General features: G+C 67.1%; 17 protein-coding genes and 1 pseudogene. 10 read left to right on the top strand and 8 right to left on the bottom strand.

The window, feature by feature from the left end; translation table 11 throughout:
* Window positions 1-3: 3 nt before the first annotated feature.
* Together LK996_RS01630 and LK996_RS01625 are read right to left on the bottom strand one after the other, a co-directional pair.
* Window positions 4-1,269, bottom strand: a complete 1,266-nt coding sequence (locus LK996_RS01630) for a phospholipase D-like domain-containing protein (RefSeq protein ID WP_230526802.1) — start codon at window positions 1,267-1,269, stop codon at window positions 4-6.
* A gap of 86 nt (window positions 1,270-1,355) precedes the next feature.
* Complete coding sequence (locus tag LK996_RS01625; protein WP_230525433.1) at window positions 1,356-1,841, bottom strand: DUF456 domain-containing protein; 486 nt, start codon at window positions 1,839-1,841, stop codon at window positions 1,356-1,358.
* 157 nt (window positions 1,842-1,998) lie between these two features.
* On the opposite strand from LK996_RS01625, the gene LK996_RS01620 reads away from it, so the two are divergent.
* A complete protein-coding gene (locus tag LK996_RS01620; protein ID WP_230525432.1) occupies window positions 1,999-2,208 on the top strand; it encodes a cold-shock protein in 210 nt (69 codons plus the stop codon).
* A 66-nt stretch (window positions 2,209-2,274) separates the two neighbouring features.
* On the opposite strand, the gene LK996_RS01615 is transcribed toward LK996_RS01620, so the two are convergent.
* From LK996_RS01615 to LK996_RS01605, 3 genes are all read right to left on the bottom strand, one after another.
* Window positions 2,275-3,345: a M35 family metalloendopeptidase gene (locus LK996_RS01615; protein ID WP_230525431.1), complete on the bottom strand. Its 1,071-nt coding sequence runs from the start codon at window positions 3,343-3,345 to the stop codon at window positions 2,275-2,277.
* Between the two features lie 219 nt (window positions 3,346-3,564).
* Window positions 3,565-4,038, bottom strand: a complete 474-nt coding sequence (locus LK996_RS01610; protein ID WP_230525430.1) for a glycine zipper 2TM domain-containing protein — start codon at window positions 4,036-4,038, stop codon at window positions 3,565-3,567.
* Window positions 4,039-4,176: 138 nt separating this feature from the next.
* Complete coding sequence (locus LK996_RS01605; protein ID WP_230525429.1) at window positions 4,177-4,593, bottom strand: cytochrome c; 417 nt, start codon at window positions 4,591-4,593, stop codon at window positions 4,177-4,179.
* 57 nt (window positions 4,594-4,650) lie between these two features.
* On the opposite strand from LK996_RS01605, the gene LK996_RS01600 reads away from it, so the two are divergent.
* Window positions 4,651-5,448 carry a tRNA threonylcarbamoyladenosine dehydratase gene (locus tag LK996_RS01600; RefSeq protein ID WP_230525428.1) on the top strand — a complete coding sequence of 266 codons (798 nt, stop codon included), beginning with the start codon at window positions 4,651-4,653 and terminating at the stop codon, window positions 5,446-5,448.
* On the opposite strand, the gene LK996_RS01595 is transcribed toward LK996_RS01600, so the two are convergent.
* A complete protein-coding gene (locus LK996_RS01595) occupies window positions 5,422-6,210 on the bottom strand; it encodes a TatD family hydrolase (RefSeq protein WP_230525427.1) in 789 nt (262 codons plus the stop codon). The two genes, LK996_RS01600 and LK996_RS01595, sit on opposite strands and share 27 nt — an antisense overlap.
* Entirely contained in the window at window positions 6,210-6,425 is a 216-nt protein-coding gene (locus tag LK996_RS01590; RefSeq protein ID WP_230525426.1) for a DUF6116 family protein, read from the bottom strand. The genes LK996_RS01595 and LK996_RS01590 overlap by 1 nt, the downstream gene beginning before the upstream one ends.
* Window positions 6,426-6,619: 194 nt before the next feature.
* On the opposite strand from LK996_RS01590, the gene LK996_RS01585 reads away from it, so the two are divergent.
* The 5 genes from LK996_RS01585 to LK996_RS01565 all read left to right on the top strand — a co-directional run bounded on the left by LK996_RS01585 (window position 6,620) and on the right by LK996_RS01565 (window position 12,308).
* Window positions 6,620-7,441 (top strand): glycine zipper 2TM domain-containing protein, encoded by an 822-nt coding sequence (locus tag LK996_RS01585; RefSeq protein ID WP_230525425.1) that lies wholly within the window; start codon window positions 6,620-6,622, stop codon window positions 7,439-7,441.
* 130 nt (window positions 7,442-7,571) lie between these two features.
* Window positions 7,572-8,735 carry an acyl-CoA dehydrogenase family protein gene (locus LK996_RS01580; protein ID WP_230525424.1) on the top strand — a complete coding sequence of 388 codons (1,164 nt, stop codon included), beginning with the start codon at window positions 7,572-7,574 and terminating at the stop codon, window positions 8,733-8,735.
* A gap of 14 nt (window positions 8,736-8,749) precedes the next feature.
* On the top strand, window positions 8,750-9,298 hold the full coding sequence (locus tag LK996_RS01575) for a GNAT family N-acetyltransferase (protein WP_230525423.1): 549 nt from the start codon (window positions 8,750-8,752) through the stop codon (window positions 9,296-9,298).
* An 11-nt stretch (window positions 9,299-9,309) separates the two neighbouring features.
* Window positions 9,310-9,960: a glutathione S-transferase family protein gene (locus LK996_RS01570; protein WP_425493727.1), complete on the top strand. Its 651-nt coding sequence runs from the start codon at window positions 9,310-9,312 to the stop codon at window positions 9,958-9,960.
* Between the two features lie 20 nt (window positions 9,961-9,980).
* The gene (locus LK996_RS01565; protein ID WP_230525421.1) at window positions 9,981-12,308 is read left to right on the top strand and encodes a thiamine pyrophosphate-dependent enzyme; all 2,328 of its coding nucleotides are present in this window, start codon (window positions 9,981-9,983) and stop codon (window positions 12,306-12,308) included.
* A gap of 49 nt (window positions 12,309-12,357) precedes the next feature.
* Here LK996_RS01565 and ygfZ read toward each other — a convergent pair whose 3' ends face one another.
* Window positions 12,358-13,227: a CAF17-like 4Fe-4S cluster assembly/insertion protein YgfZ gene (gene ygfZ, locus LK996_RS01560; RefSeq protein WP_230525420.1), complete on the bottom strand. Its 870-nt coding sequence runs from the start codon at window positions 13,225-13,227 to the stop codon at window positions 12,358-12,360.
* A gap of 157 nt (window positions 13,228-13,384) precedes the next feature.
* On the opposite strand from ygfZ, the pseudogene LK996_RS16655 reads away from it, so the two are divergent.
* The 3 genes and pseudogenes from LK996_RS16655 to sdhD form a co-directional block, all read left to right on the top strand.
* Window positions 13,385-13,462: pseudogene (locus LK996_RS16655) on the top strand (DUF1674 domain-containing protein); the annotation flags it as partial.
* 22 nt (window positions 13,463-13,484) lie between these two features.
* Window positions 13,485-13,871, top strand: coding sequence for a succinate dehydrogenase, cytochrome b556 subunit (gene sdhC / locus LK996_RS01550; RefSeq protein ID WP_230525418.1), 387 nt, complete (start codon window positions 13,485-13,487; stop codon window positions 13,869-13,871).
* Window positions 13,871-14,254: a succinate dehydrogenase, hydrophobic membrane anchor protein gene (gene sdhD / locus LK996_RS01545; RefSeq protein WP_230525417.1), complete on the top strand. Its 384-nt coding sequence runs from the start codon at window positions 13,871-13,873 to the stop codon at window positions 14,252-14,254. The genes sdhC and sdhD overlap by 1 nt, the downstream gene beginning before the upstream one ends.
* Window positions 14,255-14,258 lie beyond the last annotated feature (4 nt).

Below are 14,258 nucleotides of genomic sequence, written 5' to 3'. Positions count from 1 at the left end.
AGTCTACAACTGCGATTTGATCGGCAGGACGAAGGTCTCCATGAACTTCTCCTTCAGGGGGCGCTTCTCCCACGTTTCGTAGGTGTAGCGCTTCGACTTGCCCAGGTCCTGTTCGAAGATCTCGGTCATGCGCTCGGCGAAGGCCTTGTCGTAGACGTTGAGGCTCGCTTCGTCGTTGAGCCGGAAGCTGCGCAGGTCGAAGTTGGTCGAGCCGACCGACACGACTTCCTTGTCCACGATCAGCATCTTGTTATGGAACATGGTCGGCGCGTATTCGCTGATCTCGATGCCGGCCTTCAGCATCGGGCCCCAGTCGCGCCTGGAGGCATGGCGCGCCGCGTCGGAGTCGGTGTTCTCGCCGGGCACGATCACGCGGATGCGCACGTTGCGCTTGCGCGCTTCGAGCAGCGCGGTCGTGATCAGCTGGTCGGGGATGAAGTACGCCGCTTCGAGGTCGATGCTTTGCTCGGCCGCGGCGATGGCCATCAGGTACATCAGGTGCATGCTCTCGCTGCCGCCGTTGGGCGAGCTGATGAACATGTGCGCGTCCATGCCGTTCACCGGCGTCAGCGCGGGGAAGTTGTCGGTGCCGTTGAGCACGCGGCCGGTGGTCTTGATCCAGTTGTCGTTGAACGCCGCCTGGAACTGCGCGACGACCGGCCCTTCGACGCGGAAATGCATGTCGCGCCAGTGATCCGGATCCTCGGCGTTGCCGCGCCACGGATCGCCGATGCCAACGCCGCCGGTGAACGCGGTGCGCCCGTCGACGATCAGCAGCTTGCGATGGGTGCGGTTGTTGAGGCGCGCGAGGTTGTACCAGTGCAGCGGGCGATAGCGTTGCACCTGCACGCCCGCGTCTTCCATTTCCTTCAGCTGGTCTTCTTCCATGCTGAAGCTGCCGGCCCAGTCGATGGTGACGTGCACCTGCACGCCGGCCTTCGCGCGCTCGGACAATGCATCGGCGAACTGCTTGCCGACGTCGCCTTCCCAATAGATGTAGGTCTCGAAGCTGATCGTCTTCCGAGCGCCGCGGATCGCTTCCAGCATCGCGGGGAAGATCTCGTCGCCGTTCTGCAGATCCTTGATCGTGTTGCCCGGCAGGATCGCGGGCCCCAACAGCACGCCCATCTCGCGACGGAACTGCGGGTCGGACACCGCGTAATGGTGGTCGACCTTGCGTTCGAGCTGTTTTTCCGGCGTGGCGAAGTTGAGCCCGATGATGACGAGCAGGCCAGTCACCACGGCGGTGACGACGATGACGGTCAGCATGCGTTTCCAGCTCCAGCGCATCGCGCGCACCGTGGACGAGGGAGCGACGACCGTAATCAAGCGGCTGCGCGCGAAGCGTGAATGCGCTAGAAGAACCAGGCGAGCGCGAACACCCCGATCATCGTGAAGGCGAGGCCGAGCTTGAGCACGATCGCGATCACGATGCCGAGCCACGTGCCGAAGCCGACTTTCGCCGCGCGGCGGAATTCGCGGCCGTGCCACAACTCCCCGATCAACGCGCCAACGAACGGTCCGACGAACAAGCCGATGGGCGCGAAGAACAACCCCGCGAACGTGCCGAGCACCGCGCCGACCAAGGCCTTGCGACTCGCGCCGACGCGCCTGGCCCCATGCGCCGTCGCCCAGAAATCCACCACGAACGACACCAGCGTCAGCAAGCCGAGCACCACCAGAGGGATCGGCCCGATCTCCTGGAACCCGCCGGCCCACGCCGCGAGGAACATGCCCGCGAACACGAGGGGCAAACCGGGCAGCGCAGGCAGCACCACACCGGCCAGGCCGACGAGGACGAGCAGGGCGGCGAGGGCGTAAAGCAGGGCGTGCGTGGTCATCGTGATCCTCGTTGGGGCGGTATCCGCCGGACGGTAGATTCTGGCCGTTCTACGGCCTATTCACGCCCGTTGCATTTTCACGGGGCCGGGCGTACGTTGCGGCCGCTGAGTTTCGCCGGACCCCGGCGAGCCACCAACCGCCGAGGGAGCACCACCGATGTCGAACCGCGAAAACGGGACCGTGAAATGGTTCAACGATGCCAAGGGCTTCGGTTTCATCAGCCGCGAAAATGGTGACGATGTGTTCGTGCATTTCCGCGCGATCCAGAGCCAGGGGTTCAAGAGCCTGAAGGAAGGCCAGCAGGTTTCCTTCGTCGTCGTGCAGGGCCAGAAGGGCCTGCAGGCGGACCAGGTCCAGCCGATGTAACCGACGCAGCGATGCGTGCATGAAAAAACCCGGCCTCGCGGCCGGGTTTTTTGTTTGCGCCGTCCGTCAGTTCTGCGACGGCGTGTTTTCCGCGAAGTACTCGTGGCTGTCGGCGTTGTCGACCGCCGCGGCGGGATCGGAGATCGCCAGTTGCTTGGCGCCCGTCTGGCCGTACACGTGGTCGTCGGTGCCCGCGACGTTGTTGAAGTGGCTCATCTCGTGCACGAGCGTGCCGGCCTTCGAGTCGGTGCCGGTGAGCGGCGCGCTCCAGAACGCGCGGCACACGAAGATCTCGTACGGGCGCGCCGGATACACGTACGCGTAGTAGTTCTGGTTGCAGCCGCAGTTGATCTTCACCTGGCCGGCGTTCTGGTCCATCGCCGCGTCGATCGAAACGAAGTGCTGCTGCACCGTGTTGTAGCGGCTCGAGGTGTACCCGCCGAACCACGTCGTGTAACGCGCGCCGACGGTGCCGGCGTTGAGGTAGCCCTTCGCGTTCTCGGTGTAGTTGCGCGCGCTGACGACCGCGTTGCCCGCGGTGTTGATCTGCGTCGACGAACAACCGACATAGCTCACGCCGTTCACGACGGTGCCGCCGGTGCCGGGCTTCTTCCCGTTCTTGACCGGGCCCTTGCCTTCGACCCACAAGCGCAGCGGCGCGGACTTGGCGATCATCGGGATGCCGGTGCGTTCGCGCAGCATTTCGCCGCTCGACAGCGAGGCATGTTGCAGCGGCGATGCGAACGCCACGGTGTACTGCCCGGTCTGCGCCAGGTCATAGGCACCCGCGAGGTTCACGACGGCCCGATACGTTTCGCCGGGACGCAGCACCTTGAAGTCCGCCGAGGTCGGCAAACCCCGCTTGATCATCGGTCCTTCGTACGCGACCGGCTTGCCGTCGCGGCTGACCTGGAACAGCTTCGCTTCGGTCACGTCCGAGGGCAGCTGCCACTTCGGCAGGCGCACCGCGTGGCGACTGGTGTTGGTGATCCGGATATCGACGCTGTCGACACCCACGGCAACCATGCTGACCTGCAATGGATTCACGCCGGCCGACTTCGGTGCGGCGGTGACTGCGGCGACGGCGCCTGCGAGGACCGCGGTCGCGGCCACGGTGGTGCTCAGGGACAGTTTCATGCGAGTGGAACCCCCGGAAAGTGGAAAGGGAGAAACGCAAGTCCGCGCGGGGGCGCGGACGGCCGACCTTAGGCCTGCGCGGGGCTCCCCGCATCCTGCGCCGCAGCATGGCTGCCTCGGCCATATGCATCGGGCGGGCGTGACGACCGCGCAAAAAAACGGGCCGCGCGGGGCGGCCCGATGAAGGATGAAGGTTTGTGAAGGCGCGAGGCCCTGGGCTCAGCGCGACCAGGCGCGACCGTTGTAGACGCGCACGTACGAGCCTTCGCGAATGCCGCCGACATCGACCTGGTTCAAGGTCACGGTGTTGCCGTTGTCCATGCGGACGTAGACGTTGTAGCTCGCCCCCTTGTCCGCCATGTTCTTCTCGATCGCTGCACCGGCGACCGCGCCGGCGACGGCGCCCGCGACGGTAGCGGTGTTCTGGCGGCCCTTGCTCGAGTCGTCGGCGAGTTCGCGACCCGCGACACCGCCGACCACGCCGCCCAGCACCGCGCCCGTGGCGCCGCTGCGCGGCTGTCCGCCGACCGCGTCGATGCGCGTGACCGTGCCGCAGTCGTAGCACGTCGCGTTGGCCGGCGGCGGATAGTTGTTGTTGTACGGATCCGACGTGCCGTACGAGGGCGACGTCGATGCGCAACCTGCCAGCGTGAGCGTGGCGATCGCGGCTGCGAAGAGAACGTGCTTGTTCATGCGACTCTCCTGTCGGTGTTGTCCGCCACCGATGCTGTGGGCCGCACGATGAACACCGCATCAAACGCGCGGGGTTTTCGCGCGTCGATGCAGGTTCGGCTTAATCGCGATTCAGCAGCGTCGACTCGACCGCTGATGTCATCCACGGAAGTCTTGATGACATGCCTTGCACGCGCCGCCGATGGTTTCCATCGTCTTGCCGAGCGACGGGCAGTTGAGCGGCGGATTGGCGCGCGCATCGTCGAGCGCGGCGCGCAGGCCGCCCGCGGCCTTGGTGAAGCGCGCGTCGTCGCGGTTCTCGGGGAACGCGGCTTCGATGTCGTCGGCGGTGGAGCGCAGCGCGGCGAAGTGCGGGAGCGTGTCGGTCGCGTTGCAGCGATTGGCTTCGAGGTTCGTCTTCAACTGGCCGAGGTGCCACTGCTGCACGTGCATGAGCGCATCGGGGAACGGATCCTGCCGCGCCTGCAGCGCGCGCATGCCCATCACGGAGGCGACCGCGCCGATCACCAGCCCGACCAGGAAGAGGAAGAAGTAACGCGCCCCGGTGCCTGCCATGTCCGTGCTCCTGCGTGGATGTGGGCGCGAGGGTAGCAGAACGTAGAATGCGTCCCCATGCGACACGATCTCCGCGAACGATTCGCCGGCATCGACCGGCTCTATGGCAAGGGGGCGGTCGAACGCCTCGACTCCCGCCGCGTGGCCGTCATCGGCCTCGGTGGCGTCGGCGCGTGGGCGGCCGAAGCGCTCGCGCGCAGCGGCGTGGGGCATCTCACCCTCGTCGATGCCGACGACCTGTGCGTGTCCAACACCAATCGCCAGTTGCCCGCGCTCGACGGCAACTACGGCCGCAACAAGGCCGAGGTGATGGCCGAACGCGTGCGCGCGATCCATCCACGGATCGACGTGGATCCGGTCGCGCACTTCCTGACCCAGTCGAACCTCGACACGATGCTCGACCGCAACTTCGACCTCGTGCTCGATGCGTGCGACAGCTTCCGCACGAAGGTCACCTCGATCGCGTGGTGCCGGCGCCGCAAGTTGCCGATGGTGACCGTCGGCTCCGCGGGCGGTCGCACCGATCCGACGCAGGTGCGCGTGCGCGATCTGTCGCGCACCGAACACGACGCGATGCTCTCGCTGATCCGCAAGAAGCTGCGCGGCGAGTTCAACTTCCCGCGCAGCAAGGACCGCTACTTCGGCGTGTCGGCGGTGTACTCGCTGGAGAACGTGCGCTATCCGCAGGCCGACGGCAGCGTGTGCGGCGTGCGCCCGCAACTCGATGCCGACGCGGCGTTGAAACTCGATTGCGGCGCGGGGCTCGGTGCGGCGACGCACGTCACCGGCGCGTTCGCGTTCGCCGCGGTGGGGCGTGCGATGGAACTGTTACTGAAGCCGCGGAAGACCGAATAGGCGCTCTGCGTTCTGCGTGGTCGCGTGTGCGATCACCGCCGGGTCTTCGTTGCGCAGCTCCGCGATCACTTCGAGCACGCGCGTGATGCACGCCGGTTCGTTGCGCTGCCCGCGACGGTCGCTGTTCGGCTGGTCGGGCGCGTCGGTTTCCAGCAGCAGCGTGTCGAGCGGAATGCTGGCGGCGACACGACGCACGCGGTTGGCGCGATCGTAGGTCACCGGCCCGCCGATGCCGACGAGGAAGCCGAGGTCGGCCAGTTGCCGCGCCTGTTCTTCGCTGCCGGCGTAACTGTGGATGACGCCGCGCAGCTGGCCGACGCGCTTGATCGCGGCCATCACCGCATCGACCGCGCGCCGCGCATGCACGACGACCGGCAGGTCGTATTCGCGCGCGAGTTGCAGCTGGCCGTCGAAGTATTTCGCCTGCACGTCGCGATCGAGGTCTTCGACCCAGTAGTCGAGGCCGCATTCGCCGATGGCGACCGGACGTTCGCGTTCGATCCAGTCGCGCAATGCGCGCAGGTGTTCGTCGCGATGCGAGGCGATCAGCAGCGGATGCAGGCCGTAGGCGGGGAACAGGCCGTCGTCCCGCGCACACGCATCGCGCAGGCCTGGCCACGTTGCGGCTTCGATCGCCGGCACGATCTGCCGCGTCACGCCGGCGGCCCGTGCGCGCGCGACGACATCGTCGCGGTCGGCGTCGAACTCGGGGACGTCGAGGTGGCAGTGCGTGTCGACGAGCGCGTGCACGTCGGTCTGCATCAGCGCTTCGGCGCGTCGATGACGTCCGGTTCCTTGCGCTTGCGCAGGCTCGCGAACAACAACGTGCCGAGGCCGAGGAGGATTTCGTCGACGAAGGGAATCGGATCGGGGAAGAGGGTGGTGAACGCGAACAACGCCGCGGTCACGGCGAACAGACGCGGGAAACTCAACTTCGAGAGGAATCCGATAACCGGTGCGACCAATGGGTTGGGCATGGTGTGCGCTCCTGGCGCCACGTCTTCACGCAAACGCTAGCACGAGCATGCAGCTAGCGTGCCGCGCTTCACGATTCGGTTAAAAACCCGTCAATTTCGCATGGCTTCGTTCAGGGAAGCCGTGCTGGAATTCATCCCGAAGCCGGCGGTGGATGCGCCGGCAAGCCGCAACAAAGGCCCAAGGAGGCCCGCTCATGTTGAAGAACAACACCCTCGCCGTTGCCCTCGCCGCGCTTCTCGTGGGCGGCGTCGCCACCGCGGCTTTCATGAACAATCGCGACAAGTCGGACGTCGCCACCGACGTCGCGCCGCCGGCCTCGCTCACGACCGCGACCGCGGCGGACGACGCCGCGCTCGACGAGACCGGCGTGCCGGCCAGCGGCCGCGTCGAGTACGCGGACGTGGTCGACGTCAAGCCGATCACCAAGCAGGAAAAGCTGTACGCGCAGGTCATCGGCACCGAGCCGATCAAGGAAACCAGCACCACGTCCACGCCGCGCGAGGTCTGCCAGGACGTCGTGGTGGAGGAGCGCGCACCGGAGCGCGACGGCAACGTCGGCGGCACGGTCGCCGGTGCGATCGTCGGCGGCCTGCTCGGCAACCAGGTCGGCAGCGGCGACGGCAAGAAGGCCGCGACCGTGGCCGGTGCGGTGGCGGGTGGCTTCGCCGGTCGCGAGATCGACAAGCGCCACGTCGGCGGCAAGGTGACGCAGCGCACCGATCGCCAGTGCCACACCGAGACCTCGACCTCGTCGTCGTCGAAGACGGTCGCCTGGAACGTCACCTACCGCAATCCGGACGGCACCACCGGCACGATGCGCACGGGCGACAAGCCGGGCAGCCGCATCTCGCTGGGCACCGAGGACCGTACGGTCGGTTACGACGTGACCTACAGCTATGACGGCCAGCAGCGCACCGTGCGCATGGACGACAAGCCGGGCGCGCGCCTGCCGGTCATCGACGGCCAGGTCGTCACCCAGGTCGCCTCGGCGTCGGGCAGCAACGAAAACGGTTAACCGCGAGGGGAAACCCCCGAGCCACTGTTCCAGAAGCCAAAGCATCAACATTCCCAGCGGGGCCGGAGCGATCCGGCCCCGTTTTTTTACCTACAATGCGCGGCTCCGCCCCCTCGTCGACGAAGCCCGCATGGCCCTGCATCCCTACGATCTGTACGACGTCCGTTCCTTGCTCACCGACGAGGAGCGCGCCGTGCAGGACACGGTGGCCCGTTTCACCGACGAGCGCGTGATCCCGATCATCGGCGACGCCTTCGACCAGGGCCGCTTCCCGCGCGAACTCGTGGGCGAGATCGCCGAACTCGGCTTGCTCGGTTCGTCGCTGCCCGAGAAATACGGTTGCGCCGGCCTCAACGCCGTCAGCTACGGCCTGATCTGCCAGGAACTCGAACGCGGCGACAGCGGCATCCGCAGCTTCGTCAGCGTGCAGTCGTCGCTGTGCATGTATCCGATCTACGCCTACGGCACCGAAGAGCAGCGCATGCGCTGGCTGCCCGACATGGCCGCGGGCAAGGTGATCGGCTGCTTCGGCCTGACCGAAGCGCACGGCGGTTCCGATCCGGCCAACATGAAGACCAACGCCAGGCGCGACGGGGACGACTGGGTCCTCAACGGCTCGAAGATGTGGATCACCAACGGCAACCTCGCCGACATCGCGATCGTGTGGGCGCAGACCGAGGACGGCATCCAGGGCTTCGTGGTCGAAAAGGGCATGGCCGGTTTCGCCGCGCAGGAGATCAAGCACAAGATGTCGCTGCGCGCGTCGGTGACCAGCGCGCTGTTCTTCGACAACGTGCGCGTGCCGGAAGCCAACCGCCTGCCGAACGTGAAGGGCCTCAAGGGTCCGCTCGGCTGCCTGACGCAGGCGCGCTACGGCATCACGTGGGGCCCGATCGGCGCGGCCATCGCGTGCCTCGACGAAGTGCTGCACTACACCAAGGAACGCATCCTGTTCGACCGCCCGGTGGCGGCGACGCAGAGCGCGCAGATCAAGATGGCCGAGATGGCGCGCCGCATCACGCTCGCGCAGTTGCTCGTCGTGCAGCTCGGTCGCTTGAAGGACGCCGGCACGATGCAGCCCGCGCAGGTGTCGCTCGCCAAGTGGAACAACTGCCGCATGGCCATCGACATCGCGCGCGAATGCCGCGACCTGCTCGGCGGCGCCGGCATCACCACCGAGCATGGCGCCATCCGTCACGCGCTCAACCTCGAATCGGTCATCACCTACGAAGGCACGGAAACCGTGCACCAGCTGGTGATCGGCCGCGAGCTCACGGGCATCAACGCGTTCTGACGACCGGGGGTCGCGTGTCCAGGCTCGACACCCGCATCGAAACCCCGCGCCTGCTGCTGCGCGTGCAGCGCGAGGAAGACTTCCCGTACTTCGCCGAGTTGCAGGCGGACGAAGAGGCGTGCCGCTACATCGGCGGCACGTCGCCGCGCGCGGCCGCGTGGCGCAAGTTCCTGCAGATGCCCGGCGCGTGGGTGCTGCAGGGCTTCGGCATGTTCGCCGTGATCGAAAAATCGAGCGGCGAATGGATCGGCAACATCGGCCCGTGGCAGCCCGAAGGCTGGCCGGGCACCGAAATCGGCTGGGCATTGCGTCGCGCCGCGTGGGGCAAGGGGTACGGCGTCGAAGCGGCGAGCGCGGCGATGGACTGGGCTTTCGACACCCTCGGCTGGAGCAACGTGATCCATTCGATCGATCCGGAGAACCTCGCCTCGCAGGAACTCGCGCGCCGCCTCGGTTCGCGCAACCTCGGGCCGGGCAAGTTGCCCGCGCCGTTCGAGGAAGTGCCGATCGACATCTGGGGCCAGTCGCGCGAGGAATGGTTCGCAAGGAAGCAACCGAAATGAGCGCGCCCGGGATGAAGGACAACGTGACCGTCCACGGCTTCTCGCCGTCGGGCAATTGCCACAAGGTGCGCCTGCTGCTCGAGCAGCTCGGTCGCCCGTACACCTGGGTGGAAGTGCGCAGCGACATCGGCGCGACGCATTCGCCCGAATTCCTCGCGATCAACCCGAACGCCAAGGTCCCCGCGCTCGTGCGCGAGGACGGCGCGGTGCTGACCGAATCCAACGCGATGCTGTGCTGGCTCGCCGACGGCACATCGTTCGTGCCGAGCGATGCTTGGCAACGCGCGCAGGCGCTGTCGTGGATGTTCTTCGAGCAATACAGCCACGAACCCTACGTCGCGGTCGCGCGCTTCATCAGCGGCTGGACGCCGATCGATTCGCCGCGTCGCGCCGAACTGCCGCGCCTGCGCGAACGCGCGCACGCCGCGCTCGCGGTGATGGAACGTCATCTCGCATCGCACGACTGGTTCACCGGCGCGCATTACGGCGTCGCCGACATCGCGCTGTTCGCCTACACCGCGGTCGCCGACGAGGGCGGTGTGTCGCTCGCTTCGTATCCCGCGATCAACGCGTGGATCGAACGCGTGCGTGCGACGCCGAAGTTCGTCGCGCTGCCCGACAACGACAACGAAGTGCGCGCGCGCATCGCCGCGAGCGTTTGAGCCACCCGGAGCTTCCCCCCATGAACGTGTCCGCCAAGCCCATCCCCGCCCGCATGAAGGGCCTCAACCGCGCCGAGATCTGCGACGTCAACTTCCAGGAGTTCGTGCGCGACTGGGACGGCGCCGTCGATGCGAAGCCCGCGCCGGGCGATGCGATCCTCGACGGCAGCGCGCTCGATGCGCAGGGCTTCCGCGAGTTGTTCGAGTCGCAGCTGATCTCGCGCCATCTCGATCTGATGGCGCGCGTGTTGCGCGTGCAGAACAAGGTCTTCTACACGATCGGTTCCAGCGGCCACGAAGGTAACGCGATGGTCGCGCGCCTGACGCGCCACACCGATCCTGCGTTCCTGCATTACCGTTCGGGCGGCTTCATGGCCGAGCGTTTCCGCAAGTTGCCGGGCACTGATGGCAAAAAGCTTGATCCGATCATGGATTCGGCGCTCTCGTTCGCGGCGAGCGCCGAGGATCCGGCGAGCGGCGGCCGCCACAAGGTGTGGGGCAGCAAGCCATTGTGGGTGTTGCCGCAGACCTCGACGATCGCCTCGCACCTGCCGAAGGCGCTGGGCACCGCGCTCGCGATCGAGCAGGGGCCGCGCATCGGCCACGAACTTCCGATTCCCGACGACAGCATCGTCGTGTGCTCGTTCGGCGATGCGTCGAGCAACCATGCGACCGCGCAGACCGCGTTCAACGCCGCCGCGTGGACCTCGTACCAGAAGCTGCCGGCGCCCGTGCTGTTCGTGTGCGAAGACAACGGCATCGGCATCTCGGTGAAGACGCCGACCGGCTGGGTCGCGCAGAACTTCCGCGACCGCAAGGACCTCGATTACTTCTACGCCGACGGCCTCGATCTCGCCGAAGGCTACGGCCAGGTGCAGGCCGCGGTCGAACATTGCCGCCGCACGCGTCGCCCGACGTTCCTGCATCTGCGCACGACGCGCATCATGGGCCATGCGGGCACCGACTTCGAAATCGAATGGCGTTCGATCGAAGAGTTGTGCGCGGTGGAAGCGACCGATCCGCTGTTGCGTTCGGCGGCGATCGCGTTGCAGTCGGGTTTGATGTCGAAGGACGAACTCAACGCGCTGTACGAAGACACGCGCAGGAAGTGTTTCGCCGCGGCGGAAGACGCGGACAGCCGCCCGCGCCTGACGAAGCTCGAAGACGTGATGGCGCCGCTCGCGCCGTACACGCCGGATGCGGTGCGCAAGGAAGCCGCGCGTTGCGCGGACGACGCGCGTCGCGAGCAGGTGTTCGGCGGCGAAGCGAAGCTGCCGGAGAAACAACCCGCGCGCCACCTCGCGATCCAGATCAACAACGCGCTGCACGATCTGTTCGCCAAGTATCCCGAGGCGCTGCTGTTCGGCGAGGACGTCGCGCTGAAGGGCGGCGTGTACACGGTGACCAAGGGGCTGCAGAAGGCGTTCTCCGGCAAGCGCGTGTTCAACACGCTGCTCGACGAGACGATCATCCTCGGCCTCGCGCAGGGCTACGCGAACATGGGGATGCTGCCGTTCCCCGAGATCCAGTACCTCGCGTACTTCCACAACGCGTGTGACCAGATCCGCGGCGAAGCGGCGAGCCTGCAATTCTTCAGCAACGGCCAGTACCGCAACCCGATGGTGATGCGCATCGCCTCGCTCGGTTACCAGCGCGGGTTCGGCGGGCACTTCCACAACGACAACTCGATCACCGCGCTGCGCGACATCCCGGGCCTGGTGGTGGGTTGCCCGTCGCGCGGCGACGACGCGGCGACGATGCTGCGCACGCTCGCGGCGCTGGCGAAGGTCGACGGACGCGTGTGCGCGCTCCTCGAACCGATCGCGCTGTACATGACGAAGGATTTGCACGAAGCCGGCGACGGCGGCTGGCTCACCGAGTATCCGAAGCCCGACGAGGCGATGGAACTCGGCGAAGGCCGCGTCTACGGCGACGGCGACGACCTGGTGATCTTCACCTTCGGCAACGGCGTGCCGATGTCGTTGCGCGCAGCGAAGCAGATCGAAGCCAAACACGGCTGGAAGACGCGCGTGGTCGACCTGCGCTGGCTGGTGCCGCTCAACGACGCCTTCATCCGCGCGCAGGCCGCGAACGCGAAGCGCATCCTCATCGTCGACGAAGGCCGCCGCAGCGCGGGCGTGGGCGAGGGGATCATCACCGCGATCGTCGAAGGCGGTTATGCGGCGCGGCCGTTCAAGCGCGTCGTGGGCGCCGATACGTTCACGCCGCTCGCGGGCGCTGCGTTCCTGGTGATTCCGAAGGACGAGGACATCGTCGCGGCGGCCGGTGAACTCGCCGGTGGTGCACCGCCGGCGCCGTCGAAGCCTGCGTCGAAGAAAAAGAAATAAGCGCTACGGCGCCACGCGCGATGCGTGTCAGCGCGCGAGGACCGCGAGCTCAGCGCGCGAGGCCCGCGAGCAGCGCGCGCTCTCGCAACGCCATGCCCTTCGTGGCGACCACCGCTTCGGGGCGCTCGACGGGCAACACCGCGAGCGCGATCCAGCCTTCACCGTTGCGCGCGCTGCTGACCACCTGGCCGAGCGGTGCGGCGCCGACGTCGACGTTCGCGCCGACTTCCGGTTCGTTCGGGCATTCGAACATCGTCAGCCCGCGCTTCACCTGCCCGAGGAAATGCGTGCGCGCGACGATCTCCTGGCCCGGATAGCAGCCCTTCTTCACGCTGAAGGCGTGCAGGCGATCGAGCGACAACATCTGCGGCGTCCACTGTTCCTGCTGCGAAGCGGGCAGGCGCGGGAAGCCGAGGCGCAGGTCGGACGCGCGCCAGCGCATTTCCGCTTCTTCATCCACGGGCGCCGAATGGCCCGCCGCGATGCGCAACGTGCGACGCAGGCCGAAACCGGTGAGGTCGAACTCGATCCCGTCCTCCGGCGTGCCGGCGAAACTCGCGCCCGCGGCCTTCTCCGGCGCTTCGAAGCGGCCCGCGACGTGAATCTCGTCGAGCACCTTCATCACGAGCTGGCGGCGCAGCACGAAGCGCTGCAACTGTGCGGCAAGCGCATCGGCGTCGGCGTCGGGGACGATGAGCCATGCGGCTTCGGCCGAGATGCGCGCCAGCGCGAACAGCGCGATCACGCGCCCCTTCGGGGTGAGCCACCCGTTCCATTGCCAGCGACCCGGGGGCGCGGCCTCCACGTCGTTCATGCACTGCGATTGGAGGAAGGCGATGGCGTCGCGGCCTTCCAGCGCGATCACGCGATGGCCGGGCAGGGCGAACCAGGGGCTTTCGGGCTGCGGGTTGTGAGACATCCGTGGCGGGACTTAAACTTCACGGGTTGTGACGCCGCGAATCATAGGTCAATCCGAACGTTCCTCCGACGCCGGAGCGCTGCCCGATGGTGCAGCCTCGCCGCGCGAAGGCACCTCGGACGTCCCACCGGACGACGTACCCGCGCAGCCGCCGATCGAGATCGGCGGGCGCAAGGGCCCCGACCCCACGCGCTACGGCGATTGGGAAAAGAACGGTCGCTGCATCGATTTCTGACGAATTGAAGGACGAGCCCCCCATGGCGACCCGCGAACGCCCCCTGTCACCGCACCTGCAGGTGTATCGCTGGCAGATCACGATGACCATGTCGATCCTGCACCGCGCCACGGGCATCGCGCTCGTCGCCGGCGCCTTCGGCTTCGCATGGTGGCTGGTGATGCTCTCGCGCGGCGGCGAATCCGCCGACACCGCGATGCGCTGCGTCGGCTCGCCGCTCGGCTTGCTGCTCACCGCAGGGTTCTCGCTGAGCCTGATGTACCACCTGCTCAACGGCATCCGCCATTTGCTGTGGGATACGGGCCGCGGCTACGACATCCCCTCGGTCTACAAGACCGGCTGGACCGTGTTCGTGCTGACCTTCGTGCTGACCGCAGCGCTCTGGTTCCTCGCCATGGGAGGCGTGTGATGAACGACCTGCGCACGCCGCTCGCCCGCGCACGCGGCCTGGGGTCCGGCAAGACCGGCACCGAACACTTCTGGGTCCAGCGCGTCACCGCGGTCGCGCTCGCGCTGCTGGTGCCGTGGCTGCTGTGGTTGCTGCTGTCGATGGTGGGCCACGATGCGGCGCACGCGATCGCGATGCTCCGCGAACCGGCCAACGGCATCCTGCTCGCCGGGTTCGTGCTCGCGATGTTCTGGCACGCCAAGCTCGGCATCCAGGTCGTGATCGAAGACTACGTGCACACGCGCGCGGTCGAAGTGACGCTGCACCTGCTCAACACCTTCCTCTGTTCGCTCGGCGCGATCGCGTCGGTGTACGCGCTCGTCCGCATCGCGCTGACGGCCTGACGAA

This window comes from Noviluteimonas lactosilytica, assembly GCF_020866925.1.
In the GTDB taxonomy this organism is placed as follows: Bacteria; Pseudomonadota; Gammaproteobacteria; order Xanthomonadales; family Xanthomonadaceae; genus Noviluteimonas; species Noviluteimonas lactosilytica.
This window is presented reverse-complemented; position numbering and strand designations above follow the sequence as displayed.